Source organism: Methylorubrum thiocyanatum (assembly GCA_014138645.1).
Classification (GTDB): Bacteria; Pseudomonadota; Alphaproteobacteria; order Rhizobiales; family Beijerinckiaceae; genus Methylobacterium; species Methylobacterium thiocyanatum.
This window is the reverse complement of the sequence record JACJIB010000001.1, coordinates 698,399-717,755: the sequence shown is the minus strand read 5'-3', so window position 1 is coordinate 717,755 and position 19,357 is coordinate 698,399. Positions and strand designations below refer to the sequence as shown.

General features: G+C 70.4%; 18 protein-coding genes. 5 read left to right on the top strand and 13 right to left on the bottom strand.

Translation table 11 applies throughout. From position 1 onward, the window contains the following. Nucleotides 1-31: 31 nt before the first annotated feature. The 6 genes from HNR51_RS03355 to HNR51_RS03330 form a co-directional block, all read right to left on the bottom strand. The gene (locus HNR51_RS03355; RefSeq protein WP_182553953.1) at nucleotides 32-610 is read right to left on the bottom strand and encodes a cyclase dehydrase; all 579 of its coding nucleotides are present in this window, start codon (nucleotides 608-610) and stop codon (nucleotides 32-34) included. Nucleotides 611-642: 32 nt separating this feature from the next. Beyond that, entirely contained in the window at nucleotides 643-1,815 is a 1,173-nt protein-coding gene (locus HNR51_RS03350; RefSeq protein ID WP_012454160.1) for a zinc-dependent alcohol dehydrogenase, read from the bottom strand. A 170-nt stretch (nucleotides 1,816-1,985) separates the two neighbouring features. Further along, complete coding sequence (locus HNR51_RS03345; protein ID WP_182553952.1) at nucleotides 1,986-3,443, bottom strand: UdgX family uracil-DNA binding protein; 1,458 nt, start codon at nucleotides 3,441-3,443, stop codon at nucleotides 1,986-1,988. Beyond that, nucleotides 3,443-4,654: a putative DNA modification/repair radical SAM protein gene (locus HNR51_RS03340; RefSeq protein WP_012454158.1), complete on the bottom strand. Its 1,212-nt coding sequence runs from the start codon at nucleotides 4,652-4,654 to the stop codon at nucleotides 3,443-3,445. The genes HNR51_RS03345 and HNR51_RS03340 overlap by 1 nt, the downstream gene beginning before the upstream one ends. A 103-nt stretch (nucleotides 4,655-4,757) precedes the next feature. Further along, nucleotides 4,758-5,189: an OsmC family protein gene (locus HNR51_RS03335; RefSeq protein ID WP_141954826.1), complete on the bottom strand. Its 432-nt coding sequence runs from the start codon at nucleotides 5,187-5,189 to the stop codon at nucleotides 4,758-4,760. An 85-nt stretch (nucleotides 5,190-5,274) separates the two neighbouring features. Beyond that, on the bottom strand, nucleotides 5,275-5,877 hold the full coding sequence (locus HNR51_RS03330) for a RecX family transcriptional regulator (protein ID WP_239681405.1): 603 nt from the start codon (nucleotides 5,875-5,877) through the stop codon (nucleotides 5,275-5,277). Nucleotides 5,878-5,972: 95 nt separating this feature from the next. Here HNR51_RS03330 and HNR51_RS03325 point away from each other — a divergent pair, with 95 nt between their 5' ends. Together HNR51_RS03325 and HNR51_RS03320 are read left to right on the top strand one after the other, a co-directional pair. Then, a complete protein-coding gene (locus tag HNR51_RS03325) occupies nucleotides 5,973-7,382 on the top strand; it encodes a TAXI family TRAP transporter solute-binding subunit (RefSeq protein ID WP_182554022.1) in 1,410 nt (469 codons plus the stop codon). A 350-nt stretch (nucleotides 7,383-7,732) separates the two neighbouring features. Then, the gene (locus HNR51_RS03320; RefSeq protein ID WP_182553951.1) at nucleotides 7,733-8,533 is read left to right on the top strand and encodes a YfdX family protein; all 801 of its coding nucleotides are present in this window, start codon (nucleotides 7,733-7,735) and stop codon (nucleotides 8,531-8,533) included. Between the two features lie 180 nt (nucleotides 8,534-8,713). Here the strand turns inward: HNR51_RS03320 and gorA are convergent, their stop codons facing one another. The 5 genes from gorA to HNR51_RS03295 form a co-directional block, all read right to left on the bottom strand. Beyond that, complete coding sequence (gorA, locus tag HNR51_RS03315) at nucleotides 8,714-10,114, bottom strand: glutathione-disulfide reductase (RefSeq protein ID WP_012454153.1); 1,401 nt, start codon at nucleotides 10,112-10,114, stop codon at nucleotides 8,714-8,716. Further along, nucleotides 10,111-11,265 (bottom strand): O-antigen ligase family protein, encoded by a 1,155-nt coding sequence (locus HNR51_RS03310; RefSeq protein ID WP_210279842.1) that lies wholly within the window; start codon nucleotides 11,263-11,265, stop codon nucleotides 10,111-10,113. Before HNR51_RS03310 ends, gorA begins: the two co-directional genes overlap by 4 nt. Before the next feature lie 71 nt (nucleotides 11,266-11,336). Further along, entirely contained in the window at nucleotides 11,337-11,933 is a 597-nt protein-coding gene (locus HNR51_RS03305; protein WP_141951375.1) for a DUF2059 domain-containing protein, read from the bottom strand. Nucleotides 11,934-11,975: 42 nt separating this feature from the next. Continuing rightward, nucleotides 11,976-12,686: a ribose-5-phosphate isomerase RpiA gene (rpiA, locus tag HNR51_RS03300; protein WP_141951374.1), complete on the bottom strand. Its 711-nt coding sequence runs from the start codon at nucleotides 12,684-12,686 to the stop codon at nucleotides 11,976-11,978. Nucleotides 12,687-12,852: 166 nt separating this feature from the next. Further along, nucleotides 12,853-13,359 carry a hypothetical protein gene (locus tag HNR51_RS03295; RefSeq protein WP_182553949.1) on the bottom strand — a complete coding sequence of 169 codons (507 nt, stop codon included), beginning with the start codon at nucleotides 13,357-13,359 and terminating at the stop codon, nucleotides 12,853-12,855. Nucleotides 13,360-13,555: 196 nt separating this feature from the next. On the opposite strand from HNR51_RS03295, the gene gph reads away from it, so the two are divergent. Both gph and HNR51_RS03285 read left to right on the top strand, forming a co-directional pair. Then, the gene (gph, locus tag HNR51_RS03290) at nucleotides 13,556-14,257 is read left to right on the top strand and encodes a phosphoglycolate phosphatase (protein WP_182553948.1); all 702 of its coding nucleotides are present in this window, start codon (nucleotides 13,556-13,558) and stop codon (nucleotides 14,255-14,257) included. Between the two features lie 97 nt (nucleotides 14,258-14,354). Next, a complete protein-coding gene (locus HNR51_RS03285) occupies nucleotides 14,355-15,020 on the top strand; it encodes a hypothetical protein (protein ID WP_182553947.1) in 666 nt (221 codons plus the stop codon). A 250-nt stretch (nucleotides 15,021-15,270) separates the two neighbouring features. Here HNR51_RS03285 and HNR51_RS03280 read toward each other — a convergent pair whose 3' ends face one another. Beyond that, nucleotides 15,271-16,512, bottom strand: coding sequence for an argininosuccinate synthase (locus HNR51_RS03280; RefSeq protein WP_141951370.1), 1,242 nt, complete (start codon nucleotides 16,510-16,512; stop codon nucleotides 15,271-15,273). A gap of 170 nt (nucleotides 16,513-16,682) precedes the next feature. Here HNR51_RS03280 and HNR51_RS03275 point away from each other — a divergent pair, with 170 nt between their 5' ends. Further along, nucleotides 16,683-17,309 carry a 2-hydroxychromene-2-carboxylate isomerase gene (locus tag HNR51_RS03275; RefSeq protein ID WP_182553946.1) on the top strand — a complete coding sequence of 209 codons (627 nt, stop codon included), beginning with the start codon at nucleotides 16,683-16,685 and terminating at the stop codon, nucleotides 17,307-17,309. Between the two features lie 51 nt (nucleotides 17,310-17,360). On the opposite strand, the gene HNR51_RS03270 is transcribed toward HNR51_RS03275, so the two are convergent. Further along, a complete protein-coding gene (locus HNR51_RS03270) occupies nucleotides 17,361-19,355 on the bottom strand; it encodes a putative bifunctional diguanylate cyclase/phosphodiesterase (RefSeq protein WP_182553945.1) in 1,995 nt (664 codons plus the stop codon). Between the last annotated feature and the right edge of the window lie 2 nt (nucleotides 19,356-19,357).

Below are 19,357 nucleotides of genomic sequence, written 5' to 3'. Positions count from 1 at the left end.
CGGCTCCCGACGTCATCACCCGGAAACCGGATCAGGCCGCCGTCCAGGCCCGCATCGCTTCCGGCCCGACGATGTCGAGCGGCGGTTTGAAGTCCTTCGCCCGGCCGCGCATCGCCTTCGGCGGCTCCGGGAAGCCGCTGCGGCGCCCGTAATCGATGCGGATCCGGCGCGGCGGGGTGAGCGGCGCCTGCGTCAGGTTGCGGGCGCAGACCACGTCGAGGGCAGTGACACCGGCGAGCGCCATGAGGGCGACCATCGCGTTGCCCCGCTGCGGATTGCGCTCCTCCAGGGCTGGCAGCACCGTGGCGATATCGACGGCGTCCCCTCCGATCCGCCCCCAGATCCAGGGCGTGGCATCCTTCGAGCCGAGGATGCCGACGCCGGTGACGATCTCCCGCACGCCGTAGGCGCGGATCACGGGCGTCAGTTCCGGCTTGCCGAGCCAGCGGGCGATCGCCGCCCCGGCGACGATCTCGGCGGCCCCGAGGCCGAGAGAGAACCAGCCGAGCCCCTGGGCGAGCCCTTCTGTGGCCGGATCGGGCCTTCGTCGGGACTGCGGCGCGATCCGCGCGAGCGTTCCGCCTGTCCGTCCATCGCTGTCGCGGGCCATGATACCTCCGCCTCTGGGATGGGCCGCGCCGGTCAGGGCCGCAGCACGACCTTGATGCAGTTGTCCTGCTTGTCGCGGAACGTCCGGTACATCTCCGGGCCCTGCTCCAGGCCGACCCGGTGGGTGATGACGAAGGAGGGGTCGATCTGGCCCTCCTCGATCCGCCGCAGCAGGTCGTCGCTCCAGCGGTTCACGTGGGTCTGCCCGGTGCGGATGGTCAGGCCCTTGTTCATCACCGCGCCCATCGGCATCTTGTCGACGAGGCCGCCATAGACGCCGGGGATCGAGAGGATGCCGGCGGGGCGGCAGACATAGATCATCTCCCGCAGCACCGAGGCGCGGTCGCTCTCCAGCATCATCGCCTGCTTCACCCGGTCGAAGACCTGCTCGACGGCGCGCGGCGAATGCGCCTCCATGCCGACGGCGTCGATGCACTTCTCCGGGCCCTTGCCGTGGGTCAGCTCGTTCAGGCGCTCGACCACGCTCTCGCGGCTGTTGTCGATGACGATGGCGCCGCCCGCCCGCGCCATGTCGAGCCGCTCCGGCACGCTGTCGATGCAGACGACTTGTTTCGCGCCGAGCAGGATCGCCGAGCGGATCGTCATCTGCCCGACCGGGCCCGCGCCCCAGATCGCCACGGTGTCATGCGGCTGGATGTCGGCCTGCACGGCCGCCTGCCAGCCGGTGGGGAAGATGTCGCCGAGGAACAGCACCTGCTCGTCGGTGAGCGAATCCGGCACCTTGATATGCGTCTTGTCGGCGAACGGCACCCGCACGTATTCCGCCTGCCCGCCGGGATAGCCGCCCGTGAGGTGCGAGTAGCCGAACAGGCCCGCCGTGCCGTGGCCGAACACCTTGGCGGCAAGATCCCGGTTGCGGTTCGAACGCTCGCAGACCGAGAAGAAGCCGCGCTTGCACTGGTCGCACTCGCCGCAGATGATCGTGAACGGGATGACGACCCGCTCGCCCTTCTTCAGCGTGCCGTTCAGGCCGCGGCCGGTCTCGACCACCTCCCCCATGAACTCGTGGCCCATGATGTCGCCCTTCTTCATCGCCGGGATGAAGTGGTCGTAGAGGTGGAGGTCCGAGCCGCAGATGGCGCAGGAGGTGACCCGGATGATGGCGTCGCGGTCGTCCTCGATCTCGGGATCGGGAACCGTGTCGCAGCGGATGTCCTGGGTGCCGTGCCAGACGAGAGCTCTCATCGGTTCTCTCCCGAGGATATATTCTCAACGTGAGCGGCGGATGCTTGCGCACGTTGCCGATATATCCGCGGGAGGGAGAGTTTTGTTTCAGCCTCGATCGATGAAGTTCGGGGTTGCTTTCAATTGATCGTTTTGCACGGCAGGACGGGAGCCCGACGCACGCCGCCCGTTCACGCTGCGAGCGCCTGCGCCCGCCGCAGATCCTCGACGAAGGCCTGATAGGCCGCCGCCTTCGCCGCCTCGTCGGGCAGGCGCAGCAGGTAGGAGGGGTGGACCGTGATGAACCCTTCGAAGGGCCGGCCGAAATCGGCGGGGCCGCGGGCACGGGTGATCGGGATCTGCTTGCCGGTGAGCGCCAGCACCGCCGTCGCGCCGAGCGCCACGACGAGCTTGGGCGCGACGAAGTCGAGTTCGCGGTCGAGCCACCAGCGGTAATGGCTCACCTCGCCCGCGGTCGGCTTCTCGTGGATGCGGCGCTTGCCCCGCAGCGTGAACTTGAAGTGCTTGACCGCATTCGTAAGGTAGGCCTCGCGCCGGTCGATCCCCGCTTCCTCCAGCGCCCGGGAAAGAAGCTGGCCCGCCGGCCCGACGAAGGGCCGGCCCTGGCGGTCCTCCTGATCGCCCGGCTGCTCGCCGACGAAGGCGATCCGCGCACCGACCGGCCCCTCGCCGAGCACGGCCTGCGTCGCGCCGGGCACCAGCGGCTCGGAGCGGGCGATGATCGCGTTCAGCGCGTCCAGCGTCTCCGGCTCGTCCTGGCTCATCTTCGCGACGGCGCGGACGGGGTCGCGTTTGGCCGGCATGGTCGGCTCCTTCTCGATCATCGCCTGCGCGCGGGCGCTCGCGGCCCGCACCAGGGCGGGAATCGCCGCCGTTTCCGGCATGTTCCGCCAGTACTTGCGGGGCATCTCGGCGCGCATGGCGTCGAGGTTGAGCCGCGCCGGGTTGAAGGTGCTCTCGTAGTAGTCGCGCCAGCCGGCCTCGAAGCCGTCGCCGTCGGGCACGTCCTCGCGCCGTCCGGGCGGGCCGTAGCGGAGCGTGCCATCCCAATGCGCCGAGCCTTCCGGCGTCAGGATCGACCATGTCAGCGCGCGGAAGCGGTCGACGAAGAAGGGGGCCGCCGCCTCCAGGATGTGATGGTCGGGCTCGAACCACGCCGCGAAGCGCTCCCGCCCCTCCCCCGGCACCCGGCGGAAGCGCAGGAAGGCGTGCATCTTGTGCAGGTCGCGGGCAATCGCCTTCCGCATGCGGTGGAGACGATGGACGAGGGGATCGCTCGCCACCTCCATCAGCGCCCGCTCGCCGTGAACCACGCGCCAGAGCAGTGCGTAGAGCAGGCCGTAGCGCTCGGGGTCGCGGTGGGGCACCACCATCGGGATCAACTCGGTGACCGCCCGGGGGAGCCGGAGCGGCGGGCCGTCCGCGGCGGCACTGTCGGCGCCGAACAGGCTGGGGGCCTCGGTCTGCCAGACGATGTTCTCCGGAGCGACGTCCGCCGCGATCAGGCGGCGGGCCGCGGCGCGAAAGCCGGCCAGATCCGCGCCGGGGGCGAGGCCGACGACGTGGATGCCGCCGCCAAGATGCCCTCTCCCCTCGGCGGGGGGAGGGTTTTCAAGGGACCCACGCATCAGAACAGGCTCAACTGCTCGGCCGGCTCGGCGAGCTTCACCCGCAGATCGAGCCGGTCGGTCAGCGTCGTCGGCCTGAAATCCTCGGCGATCAGGAACGGCCGGGCGCGCTTCAGCCCCGAGGTCAGCCGGGCCACGTCGTCGAGGCGCAGGCGCCCGTGGCGGCGGGCCTTGATGATGGCATCGACCGCCCGCGCCCCCAGCCCCGGCACCCGCAGCAGCATCTCCCGGTCGGCGCGGTTCACGTCCACGGGGAAACGGTGGCGGTTCTTCAGCGCCCAGGCGAGCTTCGGGTCGATGTCGAGGGCGAGCATTCCATCATCGGCCGCGCCCGCGACATCGTCGGGTGAGAACTCGTAATACCGGATCAGCCAGTCCGCCTGATACAGCCGGTGCTCGCGCCGGAGCGGCGGCGCCTGGGGCGGCAGGGCGGAGGAGGCGTCGGGGATCGGGCTGAAGGCCGAGTAGTAGACGCGCTTGAGCCCGTAGGTGCCGTAGAGCAGCGCCGATTTGCGGATCATCGCCTCGTCGGTGGTGGCGTCCGCGCCGACGATCACCTGCGTCGATTGCCCGGCCGGCGAGAAGCGCCGGCGTTCCTCCTTGGCTTGGACGATGCGCTCGCCGATCTGGCCCATCGCCCCCTCGATCGCCGCGCCGTCCTTCTCCGGCGCGAGACGGTTGAGGCTCGCCTCCGTCGGCAGTTCGAGGTTGATCGAGAGCCGGTCGGCGTAGAGCCCCGCCTCCTCGATCAGCCATGGGCTCGCCTCGGGGATCGACTTCAGGTGGATGTAGCCGCGGAAGCCGTGATCGCGCCGCAGCTTCTTGGCGACGCGGGTCAGCATCTCCATCGTGTAGTCGGGCGAGCGGATGATGCCCGACGACAGGAACAGCCCCTCGATGTAGTTGCGCTTGTAGAACTCGACCGTGAGCGTCACGACCTCCTCGACCGAGAAGCGCGCGCGGGCGACGTTCGAGGAGCGCCGGTTCACGCAATAGGCGCAGTCGAACAGGCAGTAATTGGTCAGCAGGATCTTGAGCAGCGAGACGCAGCGCCCGTCCGGCGTGTAGGCGTGGCAGATGCCGGCGCCCGTGGTCGAGCCGAGCCCGTCCGCGCCGGCCTTGCGCTTGGGCGCGCCGGAGGACGCGCAGGAGGCGTCGTATTTGGCGGCATCCGCGAGGATGCGCAGTTTGCGCGCGAGCTTTTCGTCCATCGAACGGAAGATGAACAGACCGGCCGCCGGATCAATGCGGCGCGTTGGCCTGCGCACCGTAAAAAGCGCCCTCCCGCCGTGGCACGGGAGGGCGCGGCAGGCCTCAGCCCGGGCTGAGCGTCTTGTCGAGGGTGATCTCGGCGTTGAGGAGCTTCGAGATCGGGCAGCCCTTCTCGGCATTGCCGGCGAGCTCGTCGAACTTCGCCGGGTCGATGCCGGGGATCACCGCCTTGAGGGTGAGGGCCGACTTGGTGACCTTGAAGCCGTCGCCATCCTGGACCAGCGTGACGACCGCCTTGGTGTCGAGGGAGGTCGCCTTCAGCCCGGCGGACTGGAGCTGGAAGGCCAGCGCCATGGTGAAGCAGCCGGCATGCGCGGCGGCGATCAGCTCCTCCGGGTTGGTGCCCGGCTCGTTCTCGAAGCGGGTGTTGAAGCCGTAGGGATTGTCCGAGAGCACGCCGGACTGCGTCGTGATCTTGCCCTTGCCGGTCTTGCCGTCGCCTTCCCAGTGGGCGCTCGCGTGGCGGTCGGTCATGCTGTCGTCCTCGTCGTCGTGAGCGGAAGTGCTCCGCATGGCCTCCGACGTGGAGCGGTGGGCGGGCATGTCGAGGGGGACGCCCTCACTCTTCCCCGAAGGAGGGGTCGTCCTCCTCCGCCTCGCCGCCGATCACGCTCTTGGCAAGTCCGTAGGAAAAGCCCGCCCGCGCCATGGCGGCGAGGTCGCGCTCGCGGTTGGCCTCACGGGTACCCGGCCGGCGATAGGGGCCGAGGCGGCGGCGGCGGGCATAGGCGCGGGCCGCCCGCTCCTCGGTGTCGGGCTCGCCCGCCTCGGCTCCTTCCGCCCCCTCCCGCTCCTCGGCGAGGGTCGCGGCGATGGTCTCCGCGTCGATGCCCTTGGCGGCGAGCCGGGCCTGGGCCTGCCGGGTCGAGGTGCCGCGCCGCCTCAGGCCCCGCAGGCGCGCGGCGGCGAAGCGCGCGTCGTCCACCAGTCCGGCGCGCTGCGCCCGGGCCACCGTCTCGTCGATCAGCCCGGCCTGCGCGCCCGGATCCTCGTCGCGGGAGCGGCAGCGCCGCTCGACCCGGCGCAGGAGCACCCGGCGCAGCATCTCGGAGGAGGCGCCGTAGCGGTCGAGATAGTGCGTCGCCACCCGTTCCAGCCACGCGGCGGTGACCGGCGGCTCGGGCCTTGCTTCGCGTCGGGTTGAAACGGTTCGCGTGATCATCCGTTCTTCACGATCCGGACAGGTTTTCGATTCATGAATCTCGGATGGATCGCACGCGATTTCGAGGGCTACGCCGCCGCATGGCGGCCACGCTCATGAGGCGCGAATGGCTCTACGTGCTGCTGGCCCTCGGGTTCGCGGCCGTGGCGGGCCTCGTCGTCTATTTTTCCCGGCCCACGCTGCTCACCGTGGCGGTGGGACCGCGCGACGGTGTCGAGGCGGGTCTGATCGAGACCTATGCCCGGGCGCTGAACCGCAATCACGAAGATGTGCGGCTTCAGGTGCTGCCCTTCGGCGACGTGCGCGACAGCGCCGCCGCGCTGGAGCAGGGCCGGGCCGACCTCGCCGTGGTGCGGCCCGACGTGAAGCTGCCGGATAACGGCCTGACGCTCGCCATCCTGCACGACGAGGCGCTGATCATCGCCGCGCCCGAGGCCAACGAGATCGAGAGCTTCTCGGATCTCTCGACCCGGCGCCTCGGCGTCGTCACGCGCCACGAGGCCGACCTGCCGGTGCTGACGAGCCTGCTCGACTTCTACGACTTCAAGGCGGCTTTGGAGGACGAGGTGCTCGGCAGCGATCCGCTGGCGGCCGGCCGCATCGGCCTCGTGCCGATCAAGGCGAACGACATCACCCAGGCGCTGGAATCGAAACGGGTCGATGCGGTGGCGATCATCGCCTCCCCCACGGCCAAGCCGGCGCAGGCCATGCTGCGGGCGGTCGAGGCGGCCTCGCCGGAGCGCAAGGTCACGTTGGTCAGCGTGCCGGACGGCAAGGCGATCGTGCAGCGCGTGCCCGCGCTCCAGCCGGTCACCCTGTCGGCGGGCACCTTCGGCGGACGGCCCAAGCGCCCGGAGGAGGATGTCGAGACGGTCGGCGTGTCATACCGGCTGATGGCCCGCGGCGCGGTGAGCCGCGTCGCCGTCGCCTCGGTGGTGCAGCACCTGTTCGAGTGGCGCTCGCGGCTCGCCGCCTCCGCCCCGATCGCCCAGCAGATGAAGCCGCCGGACTACGACACCACCGTCACCGCCACGAGCGCGCAGCTGCCCAATCACCCCGGCGCGGTGGACTATTTCGAGCGCGAGCAGCAGACCTTCCTCGACCGCTACGAGGACTGGATCTACCTGTTCGCCTTCTTCGGCGGCACGCTCGGCTCGGGCGTGGCGTGGCTCGGCCAGCGGCTCGCCCGCAAGCGGCGCGAGCGCATCGACGTCATCCTCGACCGCCTGCTCGACATCCTGGCCGAAGCCCGCGAGGCGCAATCGGCCGCCGCCCTCGACGCGCTGACGCGCGAGACCGACGCGCTGATCTCGGACGTGGTGCGCCAAGCCCGCGAGCGGAGCATCGATTCGCGGATGATCAGCGCGCTGATCCTCGCCATCGACGCGGTGAACGGCGCCCTCGACGATGGACGTCGCGCCTTCGAGCCCGGCGCCGATCCGAGCAACGGCAGCCGGTCCCGCACCGCGCGGCTGCTTTCGTTGAGCCTGCCGGCGGCCGAATAGCGGGCTCCGAGCGTCGCGGCGTCCGCGACCTCCTCCGCGACATCGGACATCGGCGGTTCGGATCACGAAGGCCACGGCGCAGGTGCCGTACCGGCCGGGCTGAACGTCGCCCTGATCGCCCATCGCCGATCGTGCCCCGGGCCTGCCGACAGGGCGAACCGTCTCCGCTCGAACCGGCGCACACGCCCGTGGACGCGGCCCACCAAGCGGTCGCCGCAGGTGAAATCAGATTAATTTTTTTTAATACGGCAATGACGCAACTCCACACCATGGCGCGACTTGTACAGAGGTCGAGCGGCTTTGCTCGATACTGACATTGCCAAGCAAGACAAGTGTAGATTGGACACGCCATGAACTACCGGAAATCACTTGCAACCGCCCTCGTGGCGACGACTGTCCTGAGCGGTGCAGCCTTCGCCGCCGATCAGGCCACCAAGCCGGCCGTCACGCAGGAAGCGGCGGCGCAGCAGGCCGTCGACAAGGATGTCGGCAAGCTGTCGAAGGACGGCGCCCAGGCCTTCCGCGACCTGCATCTCGCCCGGGTCGCCATCTACGATGCCGCCCCGAACCAGGCGAAGGACTTCATCGGCAGGGCCAAGGCGGCCTTGTCGAAGGCCAAGACGGACGACGCGGTGTTCAACAAGGCGGAGGCCGACCTCAAGTCCCCGGCCGACATGGCCAAGGCCGGCCACGCGACCGCGGCTTCGGCCGACAAGGGGTCTTCGGACAAGGCGTCCTCCGCAGCGGAGCAGACCGCGTGGCTTCCCGTCGATGCGCAGCTGACGCTCGGTGAGGACTTCCAGGCGACCCCGGCGAAGGCCTCGGCCGTGACGGAGGCGAACAAGAGCCTGATGAAGGGGGACAAGAAGGCCGCCCTGGAAAAGCTCAAGCTCGCCGACGTCGACGTCAACTTCGTCATGGCGGTGCTGCCGCTGAACAAGACGACGGCGGACGTGGATCAGGCCGCGACCCTGATCGACCAAGGCAAGTACTACGAGGCGAACGCCGTCCTGAAGAAGGCCGAGGACCGGATGCGCTTCGACGTGATCGACGCGGTCGGCGTCCCGCAGAAGGCGGCCGCCCACGCCACCGACGCGAAGACGGCCTCGCACAAGGCCAACGCGTCGCAGGAGACGCGAAGCACGAACTGAGGATGTCGGGGCCGCCCCTGGGGGACATCACCCGATCCGATCGGATCGGGGGTGCCCCCTGGGCGCTCGGCTTCCGCCGCTCTGCCCTCGTCCCGATCCGGCGGGTCTTCCGACGCGACGGATACGGGTCTGTTGCGGGGAGCCGGCCTCGAGCCGCTCCCCCGACGCAGCCCCCCTGCCCTACCCCACGCCGACGGGATGCTTCACCACGAACGGCGTGCGCATCGTGACCAGTTCCTCGCCGAGGGTCGGGTGCACGGCGATGGTGCGGTCGAAATCGGCCTTGGTCGCGCCCATGGTGACGGCGATGCCGACCGCCTGGATGATCTCGCCGGCATCCGGCCCCATCACGTGGACGCCGACCACCCGGTCGCTGGCGCGGTCCACCAGCACCTTCATGATCACCCGCTCGTCGCGGCCCGAGAGCGTCGCCTTCATCGGGCGGAAGCTCGCCTTGTAGACGTCGATCGCGTCGTAGCAGCGGCGGGCCACGTCCTCGTTGTGGCCGATCACGCCGATCTCCGGCGTCGAGAACACGGCCGTGGCGATCAGGCGGTGATCAACGCACCAGGGCTTGCGGCCGAACACCGTGTCGGCAAAGGCGTGCCCCTCGCGGATCGCGACGGGGGTGAGCGCCGCGCGGCCGTTCACGTCGCCGACCGCGTAGATCGAGGGCACCTTGGTGCGCGAATCGGCCTCGACGGGGATCGCGCCGCGCGCGTCCAACGCGATGCCGACCCGCTCCAGCCCGAGCCCGGCGACGTTGGGGCGCCGGCCGGTCGCCACCAGCACGCAATCGACGGTCAGGCTCTCGCCCCCGTTCAGGGTGGCGCGGATCGCCGAACCGTCGCGCTCAAGGCGTTCGACGGTGCGCTCCAGACGCAGGTCCATGCGCTTGGCATAGGCCTCGCCGAGCGCATCCGCGATCTCGGGATCGAAGCCGCGCAGCAGGCTCTTGCCGCGGTGGAGCAGCGTGGTCTTCGAGCCGAGGCCGGCGAAGACGCCGGCGAATTCCACGGCGATGTAGCCGCCGCCGACCACGAGGATGCGCTCGGGCTGGCGCTCCAGCTCGAACACGCCGTTCGAGTCGATGGCGAGGTCGGCGCCGGGGATCAGCGGCTCGCGCACCGGCGTCGCGCCGGTGGCGATCAGGATGAAGCGGGCGCGGACGGTGCGGTCCGCCTTCACGAGGCGCACCGTGTGCGGGTCCTCGATCACCGCGCGGTCGGCCACGACCTCGACGCCGGCCCCCGCGAGGTTGCGGCCGTAGATGGCCTCCAATCGGGCGACCTCCGCGTCGCGCGAGCGCTTGAGGACCGCCCAGTCGAAGCGCGGCGTCTCCAGGTGCCAGCCGAAGCCGGCGGCGTCCTCGAACTCGTCGGTGAAGCGGCTGGCATAGACCATCAGCTTCTTCGGCACGCAGCCGCGGATCACGCAGGTGCCGCCGACGCGGTACTCCTCCGCCAGCATCACTTTCGCGCCGTGGCCGGCGGCGATGCGGGCCGCCCGCACGCCCCCCGAACCGCCGCCGATCACGAACAGGTCGACGTCGAAGGAGTGGCTCATCTCGGTCTCGCTCATACGCGTTCGCCCACGCTCTCGCCTGCGGGCCGCGCGCACGCCGCCGCCCGCAGCCATGTGATGGCCGCCCCGCAGCCCGCCGTCCACCATCCCTGCCACGCGCCGTGCTCGACGAACATCACCGCCACCGCCGCGCCGGTCAGCCCGAGGGCGGTGGCGAACAGGAGCCGCGGCAGCGCCGCCGCCGCCCGCAGGGCCAGGAAGGCGACCAGAGCCGCGAGCCCCGCGCCGACGACGCCGAGTTCGGACCAGATCTGGAGAAAGGTGTTGTGCGGATGGCCCACCGCCAGCATCGCCCGCATCTCCGGTTCAAGCGCCTGCGCCGCCGGCACTTCGGCGAAGCGCAGGCCCATGCCGTAGCCGGAGCCGATCCAGGGCGCCTGCGCCACCGCCGCGCCGAAGCTCTGGGCGATGGCGACCCGCGCCCGCGACGAGGATTGCGTCAGCCGCTCATGCGCCGCCTCCGGCATCAGCCGGTGCAGGAGGTCGCCCTCGACCGGAGCCAGGGCGAAGGCGAGGCCGAGAATCAGCGCCGCCAGCGCCAGGGCGGCGGCCCTGGGGGCGAAGCGCCCGATCCCGAACATCACACCGCCCGCGAGCAGGCCGAGGGTGGCCGCGCCGCTGATCGAGCGCAGGATCGCCAGGGCAGCGAGCGCGAGCAGGAGCAAGGCTGCGAGGCGCCGGCCGCGCAAGGCGAGGAAGGCGGCGAGCGGCCCGGCGAGCAGCAGCACCGTCAGCAGCGGGCGGTTGAACATGAACAGGGCCACGCGCTGCCCGAGCCAGGCCTGCGGCGCGAGGCCGAGGGCGAGGCTTCCCGCCATATAGAGGCAGGCGGCGGCGAGCAGACCCGCCCCGAGCGGCGGCGCCCAGGATGGCAGCCGGCCCGGCGCGAGCCGGGCGAGGATCGCCGCGGCGACGAGCGTCGGCAGAAATTCCGACAGCACCCGACCCCAGAGGGCGGGAAACGGGCTCCAGGCCAGCGAGACGAGGCACCAGCCGAGGAAGGCGAGCGCGGCGAGGCCGAGGGGGGCGCGCAGTGGGCCGATCAGGAGGGAGGCCGCCCGCCCGCCCTGCTCGGCGACGGCGCCGGCGAGGAACAGCAGCGCCGCGATGCCGATAACGAGCGGGCTCGACCGGTTGGCCAGCGCCATCGCCGGCGCCACGAGCGCCAGCGCGACGGCACCCGCGTCGTAGAGGCGCGGCGCCGCGGCGGGGCCGGCGATCACTGGAGCTGGTGGCCGCGCTTGCCCATCTCGGCGCGGGTGCGGACCATGATGTATTCCGAGACCTCCTGGGTCCAGTCCTGCATGGCGCCGACCATGTCATCGAGGATCTGGGGCTGGGTCTCGACGTAGCGCTTGCCCGCGGGCGAGCGGAAGAAGGCGACGATGTCCTTCAGCTCGGCCTCGTTCAGGCGCTTGGCGTAGATGCGCGCGGCGATGGTGATCAGCCGCTGCTTCTGCAGCTCCATCTCCGGGTCGAGCCCCTTCAGCACCTCGTCGAGATCCTTGGCGAGGTCGGGGCGGGTCACCGCGTTCTTGCGGATCTGCTCGGCCATGGTCGGGATGATCGAGTCGAAGGAGCGGGCGATGCCGGAACTCAGCATCACCTCGCGAGCGAGCGCGAGATGGGAGGGGCTGACGTCGGGCTCCGGGGCGGGCGCGGGCGGCGGGACCGCACCGGGCTTCGCCGTCGGCTTGGCGGAGGCGGCCGGGGGCTTGGCGCTCGGCTGCTGCGCGAGCGCCGCCGGCACGAGAACGGCCTGCGACAGCAGGGCCGCGAGGAAGGGGCCGGCCAGGGCGGCGAGACGGAGGACCATGCTGGGAGAAGCTCCGGAAAGGATAAGGCCGCGACCGGACGGTCAGAGGCGGCCGAGAACGCTGACCACGGCCTGATCGCCCTCGGCAGCGGCCAGGATGGCCGCGTCGGCGATGCCGAGGAACAGGCCGTGCTCGACCACGCCGGGCACCGCCCAGAGCCGGGCGGACAGCGCCTCCGGATCGGGGATGCGGCCGAGCCGCAGGTCGAGGAGGGCGTGGCCCCCATCGGTGAGGACGGGCTGGCCCGCCTTGTCGAGCCGGCGCACGATCTCGCCGGTGCAGCCGGCCGCCGCCACCGCCGCCTCGACGGCGCGGGTGGTGGCGCCGATGCCGAACAGGTTGACCTCGACCGGCAGCGGGAAGGCGCCGAGCGTCTCGACCCGCTTCGAGGCGTCGGCGATCACCACCATGCGGCGGCTCGCCACCGCGACGATCTTCTCGCGAAGCAGCGCGGCGCCGCCGCCCTTGATGAGCCGCAAGTTGCCGTCGACCTCGTCGGCGCCATCGATGGTGAGGTCGAGTTCGGGCAGCTCTTCCAGCGTCGCCAGCGGGATGCCCTCGCGCTCGCAGGCGATTCGGGTCGCCTCCGAGGTCGGCACGCCGGTCACGGTGAGGCCCGCGCGCACGCGCTCGCCCAGCAAGGCGATGAAGGCCGCTGCGGTGCTGCCCGTGCCGATGCCGAGGCGCATCCCGTCCTCGACCAGGGGGATCGCGCGCTCGGCCGCCGCCCGCTTCAGATCCGGCGCACTCACGACACGACCTCGGGAATCGAATTCATCGGATGCACTCGGACCGTCGGATCGGGGCAGTGGGGAGGCAGGCCCTAGCACGCCTCCCCATTGCCGCAAAAGCCGGATGCGACGTGAGTCCGGTGCCGCCGCACGGCGGTCCGTCACAGGGCTGGGGGACGCTCCGGCCTCAGGGCCGCGTGCCCTGCGGCGGGGTGGCGCTCGGCCCGGCGCGGCCGGGGGCCGGACCGGTGGCGGCGGCGCCCGCCCCGCTCGCGGTGCCGGCGGGCGGCGGGCCGGCCTGCTCGGTGCAGACCACGAGTTCCTGACGGATCTGCACGTAGCAGGCGCTGGTCTCGCCGGTGCGGTAGTTGACCCGGTAGATTCCCGACTCGCGGGCATGACGCGAGGCGATCAGGCCGTATTCCCCCGGCGTCTGCGGGCCGGCGCCTTCGCCTGCGGCGAAGCAGAGGGTGACGCCGACGCTGTCGTCGCGCAGGCCGTACTGGCAGGAGGTGACCTCGCCGTTGGCGCGGTCGATCCGGTAGATCCGGTTCAGATCGACCGCGGGCGCGGCCACGAACTCGTAGGGTCCGGCGGCTCTGGCGGCCATCGGCAGACCGGCCAGGGCGGCGGCGAGCAGGCCGCAGGACAGGCGCGGAAGGGAACGAGAATGGGAACGCATGGAGCGGGACATCGTATCTCTTGCGGGGCCTCGAGGGCGGACCTTGAGCGGCGAATCGGCGGCGGCGCGATCAAGCACCCGCTCCGTGGCGGAGCTTGGGCAGAGAGGCAACACCCAGGGCCCGCGCTAACCGGCCATCAACCGCTAGGGTTGATCGTAGGAGAGACGACCGCTAGCCAGCTTGACAATGGAACGCACCGGGACGCCGATGAACGCGCACAGCTCCCCGATCGTCGTGTTCGATCTCGACGGCACCCTCGCCGAGACCGCGGGCGACCTGATCGGCACCCTCAACGTCATCCTCGCCCGGGAGGGCCACGCGCCGCTTCCCCTCGAACAGGCCCGCGACCTGCTGGGTGCCGGCGCCCGCGCCCTGATCCAGCGCGGCTTCACGGTGGCCGGCGCGAGCCTGACGCCGGAGCGGCTGGAGGCGCTGTTCCACGACTTCCTCGACTATTACGGCGACCACCTCACCGACGATTCCTACCTCTTCCCCGGCGTGGTCGCGGCGCTCGACCGGCTGGAGGCAGCGGGCCTGCGCCTCGCGGTCTGCACCAACAAGGTCGAGTCGCACGCGGTGGCGCTGCTCGATGCGCTCGGCATCGGCGGTCGCTTCCGCACGATCGTCGGCAAGGACACCTTCGCCTTCTCGAAGCCGGACCCGCGCCACATCACCGCGACGATCGAGCGCGCCGGGGGCGATCCGATGCGCGCGGTGATGGTCGGCGATTCCAAGGCCGACGTCGCCGCGGCCAAGGCCGCCGGCATCCCGGTCGTCGGCGTGACCTTCGGCTATACCCCCGTGCCGATGCGCGAGCTGGCGCCCGACTGGGTCATCGAGCATTTCGACGCCCTGCCCGAGGCGGTCGATGCCCTGCTGGCCCGTGAGAGCGTGAAGCCGGCCGCCTGACGCGCTGCACGGCTTGCACCCGCGCGGACGCTGGGCCACTGAGCGTTGCGACGGGGCCTCCGACGGCCCCGCAGGGCGCGAGAGGCAGACCGGCGAGATGAACGACACGGACACCTTCGACCTGACGCTGGAGCGCATCGCGCTGATCCGGCGGATGGTCGTGGCCTGGAACGGGGCGGAAGCCGGCGCGCCGATGATCCATCCGGACGCCCCCTACGGCAGCACCGACCGCGACGGCGACATCTTCAACGTCACCGGCGATGACGAGGGCGCCGACGAGGAGCACCGGGCGATGGGCGACGCGCTCGCCGTGTTCCTGCAGAACGCCGTGTTGAAGCCCGGCCGCTACCAGTACCACAACCCGCTGGCCAAGCTCGATTCGTCCGACGTCTTCGACGTGTTCCGCGACGAGGCCACCGGCGAGACGCCCGAGCACATCACCTTCGAGGTGACCGACGAGCACCTGCGGCTGCTGTCGCAACTCAGCCTCGAATGGGACGAGGAATACGACGTGCCGAGCGTCGATCCGAAGCGGCCCTACGGCGACATGACGTGGTACACCGTGGAGATGGCGGTCCATCTCGGCGAGCCGCCCGAGAAGGACGCCGACGACCGCGCGATCCTGACGGACGAGCAGGAGAACCGCCTGGAGCGCCTGCACCGCGAGATGCAGCCGGCGATGCAGATTTTTCTGCGCTACGGCGATCTCGGTCCCGGGCCGTTCCGGCAGCCCGAGGGCACGGTCGGCTGGGAGCCGGCCTGAACACCTTCGATCACGTCCGCTACGGAGGCCGCCGAACGCGCTCCGGGCCGCTCATCGGTTCTTCGGACTCCGACGTCGCAGCCGGGTAAAACCCTTCGACGCGACGAGGGAGCGGGCGCGTCCCCTCCCCGCAACGGGGAGGAGAGCGCCGCATTCGGCCGATGCAGCGCTCGTGCCTCTGTTGCGGAGAACCGATTGCGGTTTGCCGGGAGAAGCGGAATTCCCCTCTCCCGACGTCGCGAAGCGGGTCTCAGCCCTCGCGCTTCTTGCGCTGCGCCAGCGTCCGCAGACGCAGGGCGTTGAGCTTGATGAAGCCGGCCGCGTCGCGGTGGTCGTAGGCGACGGCGCCCTCCTCGAAGGTGACGAGGTCCTGATCGTAGAGCGAGTGCGGGCTCGTGCGGCCGATGACGTGGACGCCGCCCTTGTAGAGCTTGAGCCGGACCTCGCCGGTCACCTTCTCCTGGCTCTTGTCGATCAGCGCCTGGAGCATCTCGCGCTCCGGCGAGAACCAGAAGCCGTTGTAGATCAGCTCCGCATATTGCGGCATCAGCTGATCCTTGAGATGCGCCGCGCCCCGATCCAGGGTGATCGACTCGATGGCGCGATGGGCCGGCAGCAGGATGGTGCCGCCGGGCGTCTCGTACATGCCGCGGCTCTTCATGCCGACGAAGCGGTTCTCGACGAGATCGAGCCGGCCGATGCCGTTGGCGCGGCCGAGTTCGTTCAGCTTCGCCAGCAGGGTCGCGGGCGAGAGGCGCTCGCCGTCGATGGAGACCGCATCGCCCCGCTCGAAGCCGATGGTGACCACGGTCGGCTGGTCGGGCGCCTCCTCGGGGGACAGCGTGCGCGAATAGACGTAGTCGGGCACCTCGACGGCGGGATCCTCCAGCACCTTGCCCTCGGACGAGGCGTGCAGGAGGTTGGCATCGACCGAGAACGGGCTCTCGCCGCGCTTGTCCTTGGCGATCGGGATCTGGTGCTGCTCGGCGAAGGCGATGAGCTGCTCGCGCGAGCGCAGGTCCCACTCGCGCCAGGGGGCGATCACCGTGACGTCGGGCTTGAGGGCGTAGTAGCCGAGTTCGAACCGGACCTGATCGTTGCCCTTGCCGGTGGCGCCGTGGCAGACCGCGTCGGCACCGACCCGTTCGGCGATCTCGATCTGCTTCTTGGCGATGAGCGGCCGCGCGATCGAGGTGCCCAGCAGATAGACGCCCTCATAGACGGCGTTGGCGCGGAACATCGGGAAGACGTAGTCGCGGACGAATTCCTCGCGCAGGTCCTCGATAAAGATGTTTTCCGGCTTGATGCCGAGCAGCTCCGCCTTGCGGCGCGCCGGCTCCAGCTCCTCGCCCTGGCCGAGATCGGCGGTGAAGGTCACGACCTCGCAGCCGTAGGTGGTCTGAAGCCACTTCAGGATGATCGAGGTGTCGAGTCCGCCCGAATAGGCGAGAACGACCTTCTTGACGGATTTGTTCGGGCTGGCGTCGGACATGGTGTTGGGCTCGGGCAACAGGGTGCAGGCGGATTAACAGCGGAGGCGCGCAGCGCGCAACCGGCGGGGCGGCATGCCGGTTGCTCCGTTTCCGATCCGGCCTGCTTCGGAGCGCCCGCAGACGCGACGCGGGTCCGGCAGAATGGACCTGACGACCGGAGACTCCACTCATGGCGCGGCGCGCGACCCTGGAATTCTGGTACGAGTTCGCCTCAACCTATTCCTACCTCTCGGCCATGCGCATCGAGAGGCTGGCCGAGGCGGCCGGCGTCGAACTGCGCTGGCGGCCGTTCCTGCTCGGGCCGATCTTCGCGACGCAGGGCTGGACCAACTCGCCCTTCAACCTCTTCCCGGCCAAGGGCCGCAACATGTGGCGCGACCTCGACCGCGAGGCCGCCCGGCTCGGGCTGCCGCCGGTGACGCGCCCGAACCCCTTCCCGCAGAATTCCCTGAGCGCCGCCCGCGTGGCGACCTACGGCATCGACCAGGGCTGGCTGGTGCCGTTCTCCAAGGCGGTGTTCGAGACGAGCTACGCCAAGGGCGGCTCCATCGCCGAGCCGGCGGCGGTGGGGCGCATCCTCGACGGGCTCGGGCTCGACGGCACCCAGATCCTCAAGGCGGCCGCCTCCGAGGCGAACAAGAGCCGCCTCAAGGTCGCGGGCGAGGAGGCCCGCTCCCGCGGCATCTACGGTGCGCCGAGCTTCCTCACCGAGGACGGCGAGCTGTTCTGGGGCAACGACCGCCTGGAACAGGCGCTGGCCTGGGCCGCCGGGGACCGGCCCGACGGGCTCCGGTGACGGCAGGGTCGCGAGGCGGCGCCTGCATCCCAGGCCGCGCCTCCTCCCTTCTCAGGATGCCGCCGGGCGCAAAACGGCTGCGATCGCTTCCCCCGACAGCGCGGACACGCGCTCGGCCGGGGCCGTCATCCTGAGGTCGTCCAGCAGCTCCGTCATCGGCCGCGGCATGCCGATCAGGTAGCCCTGCACGTAGCGGCAGCCGTGGCGGCGCACGGCGCTCAACTGCTCCGCCGTCTCGATGCCCTCGGCGATGCCGTCCACCCCGAGATTCCGGCACAGGCCGAGGATGGTGATGACGACGCTGCGGCCGAGATCCGATTCGACGTCGGCCATGAAGCCGCGGTCGATCTTGATCCGGTCCAGCGGCAGGCGGTGGACATAGCTGAGGCTCGAATAGCCGGTTCCGAAATCGTCGAGCGCGATCTTGATGCCGAGCGCGCGCAGGAGCGTGATCGCCTGCTGCGCCCCCTCGAAGTCGCGCATCAAGGCCGTCTCCGTCAGTTCGAGGGTGATCCGCCGGGGATCGAGCCCGCTCTGCCGCACGGCGGCGAGGATTGCGAGGACGGTCTCCGGCGAGGCGAGGTCGTGCGAGGAGAGGTTGAACGACAACCCGACTCCGGCCGGGAGCCGGACGGCGTCGGCGAGCGCCTTGCGCAGGAGGAGGAGCGTCAACGAGTGGATCATGCCGCAGCGCTCCGCCACGGCGATGAAGCGGTCGGGCGGCACGCGCCCGAGCTTCGGGCTGGTCCAGCGCGCCAGTGCCTCGACCGTCGTGATCCGGTCCGTCGCCGTATCGAGGATCGGCTGGTAGTGCATCTCCATCTCGGCGGCGAGATCCGCGCTCTGCAGCGCCGTCTCCACCGCGCGCTCGGCCCGGATCGCGTCCTCGTGTTCCTGCGAGAACAGCGTCGTCGTTCCGCGCTTGCGCTCCTTGGAATGGTAGAGCGCGTAGTCGGCCCGGTCGAACAGCGCGTCCGCGGCGCGTCCGGCGCAGGGATACAGCGCCAGACCGCCGGAGCAGCCCGGCACGACCTGCGTCTCGCCCAGCGCGATCGGCGCGTGCAGCGCCGCGCAGATGCGGTTGCACAGCTCCACCGCCGCGTCCGGGCCGGCGATTGCGGGGATCAGCACGCCGAACTCGTCACCGCCCAGGCGCGCGATCGTCACGCCGCCGCCGGCAAAGGCTTCGAGCCGGCGCCCCGTCTCCTCCAGCACCCGGTCCCCCGCGGTGTGGCCGAAGGTGTCGTTGATCGGCTTGAAACGGTCGAGGTCGAAGATCGCCAGGGCGAAGGCGGCGGGCCGGCCGGACGCGGCGGCGATCAGCGCATCGAGCCGCTGGAAGAAATAGCGCCGGTTGGGCAGCCCGGTGAGGCTGTCGGTATGCGCCAGACGCTCGTTCTCCGCGCTGAGCCGCTGCGCCTCGGCCTTCGACGCGATCAGTTGGAGGAAGGCCAGGAAGTTGTTGACGAGGATGCGCACCATCACCACGGCGACGAAGGCCGTGTTGAGCGCGATCGCGATGAAGACGTCGTTTCCGGTGGCGAAGCAGTGGACCGAGAAGCCGCCGATGACGATGACGGTCACCAGAAGGGCCGCCGCTGGCAGGTGCGTCAGGCAGAAGATGCAGGCGATGACGGTGATCGCGACGAAGATCGCGACGTGCCCCTGCTCGAACGGGCCGCCATATCCGTTCAGCATCATCGCCCAAACAACGAAGAAGGCCGAGAACAGAACGGTGAGGATGGTCGTGCCGCGCAGCCGCTTCAGGGCCTCGGGTCCGGAGATGTCCCCCGGACGCAGGCGCCACCAGTGCACCGCGCGCAACGCGCAAAGACCGATCATCCCGCCGGGCAAAGCGACCGTCAGCCAGGCCGGAGCGAGCGCGTAATGGGTGAGGGCGAGCGCGCAGGCGTTGACGGAGAGCAGCGCGTACAATGACGGGACTTGCTTCTGCAACTCGACAAGCTGGCAGGTACAAGCGTCGGGATCGGTGTATTTCGATAGAATTCCACTCAACAGCTCCCGGCGGCCTCGGATCAATTGCATTG

Bases quoted from the DNA above. Each gene is read 5' to 3' on its own strand.
- HNR51_RS03280 (WP_141951370.1), bottom strand. From the start codon at position 16,512: ATGTCCGACGCCAGCCCGAACAAATCCGTCAAGAAGGTCGTTCTCGCC.
- gph (WP_182553948.1), top strand. From the start codon at position 13,556: ATGAACGCGCACAGCTCCCCGATCGTCGTGTTCGATCTCGACGGCACC.
- HNR51_RS03305 (WP_141951375.1), bottom strand. From the start codon at position 11,933: ATGGTCCTCCGTCTCGCCGCCCTGGCCGGCCCCTTCCTCGCGGCCCTG.
- HNR51_RS03325 (WP_182554022.1), top strand. From the start codon at position 5,973: ATGAGGCGCGAATGGCTCTACGTGCTGCTGGCCCTCGGGTTCGCGGCC.
- HNR51_RS03355 (WP_182553953.1), bottom strand. From the start codon at position 610: ATGGCCCGCGACAGCGATGGACGGACAGGCGGAACGCTCGCGCGGATC.
- HNR51_RS03270 (WP_182553945.1), bottom strand. From the start codon at position 19,355: ATGCAATTGATCCGAGGCCGCCGGGAGCTGTTGAGTGGAATTCTATCG.
- HNR51_RS03335 (WP_141954826.1), bottom strand. From the start codon at position 5,189: ATGACCGACCGCCACGCGAGCGCCCACTGGGAAGGCGACGGCAAGACC.
- HNR51_RS03320 (WP_182553951.1), top strand. From the start codon at position 7,733: ATGAACTACCGGAAATCACTTGCAACCGCCCTCGTGGCGACGACTGTC.
- HNR51_RS03310 (WP_210279842.1), bottom strand. From the start codon at position 11,265: ATGGCGCTGGCCAACCGGTCGAGCCCGCTCGTTATCGGCATCGCGGCG.
- HNR51_RS03295 (WP_182553949.1), bottom strand. From the start codon at position 13,359: ATGTCCCGCTCCATGCGTTCCCATTCTCGTTCCCTTCCGCGCCTGTCC.
- gorA (WP_012454153.1), bottom strand. From the start codon at position 10,114: ATGAGCGAGACCGAGATGAGCCACTCCTTCGACGTCGACCTGTTCGTG.
- HNR51_RS03350 (WP_012454160.1), bottom strand. From the start codon at position 1,815: ATGAGAGCTCTCGTCTGGCACGGCACCCAGGACATCCGCTGCGACACG.
- HNR51_RS03275 (WP_182553946.1), top strand. From the start codon at position 16,683: ATGGCGCGGCGCGCGACCCTGGAATTCTGGTACGAGTTCGCCTCAACC.
- HNR51_RS03285 (WP_182553947.1), top strand. From the start codon at position 14,355: ATGAACGACACGGACACCTTCGACCTGACGCTGGAGCGCATCGCGCTG.
- HNR51_RS03330 (WP_239681405.1), bottom strand. From the start codon at position 5,877: ATGATCACGCGAACCGTTTCAACCCGACGCGAAGCAAGGCCCGAGCCG.
- HNR51_RS03345 (WP_182553952.1), bottom strand. From the start codon at position 3,443: ATGCGTGGGTCCCTTGAAAACCCTCCCCCCGCCGAGGGGAGAGGGCAT.
- HNR51_RS03340 (WP_012454158.1), bottom strand. From the start codon at position 4,654: ATGGACGAAAAGCTCGCGCGCAAACTGCGCATCCTCGCGGATGCCGCC.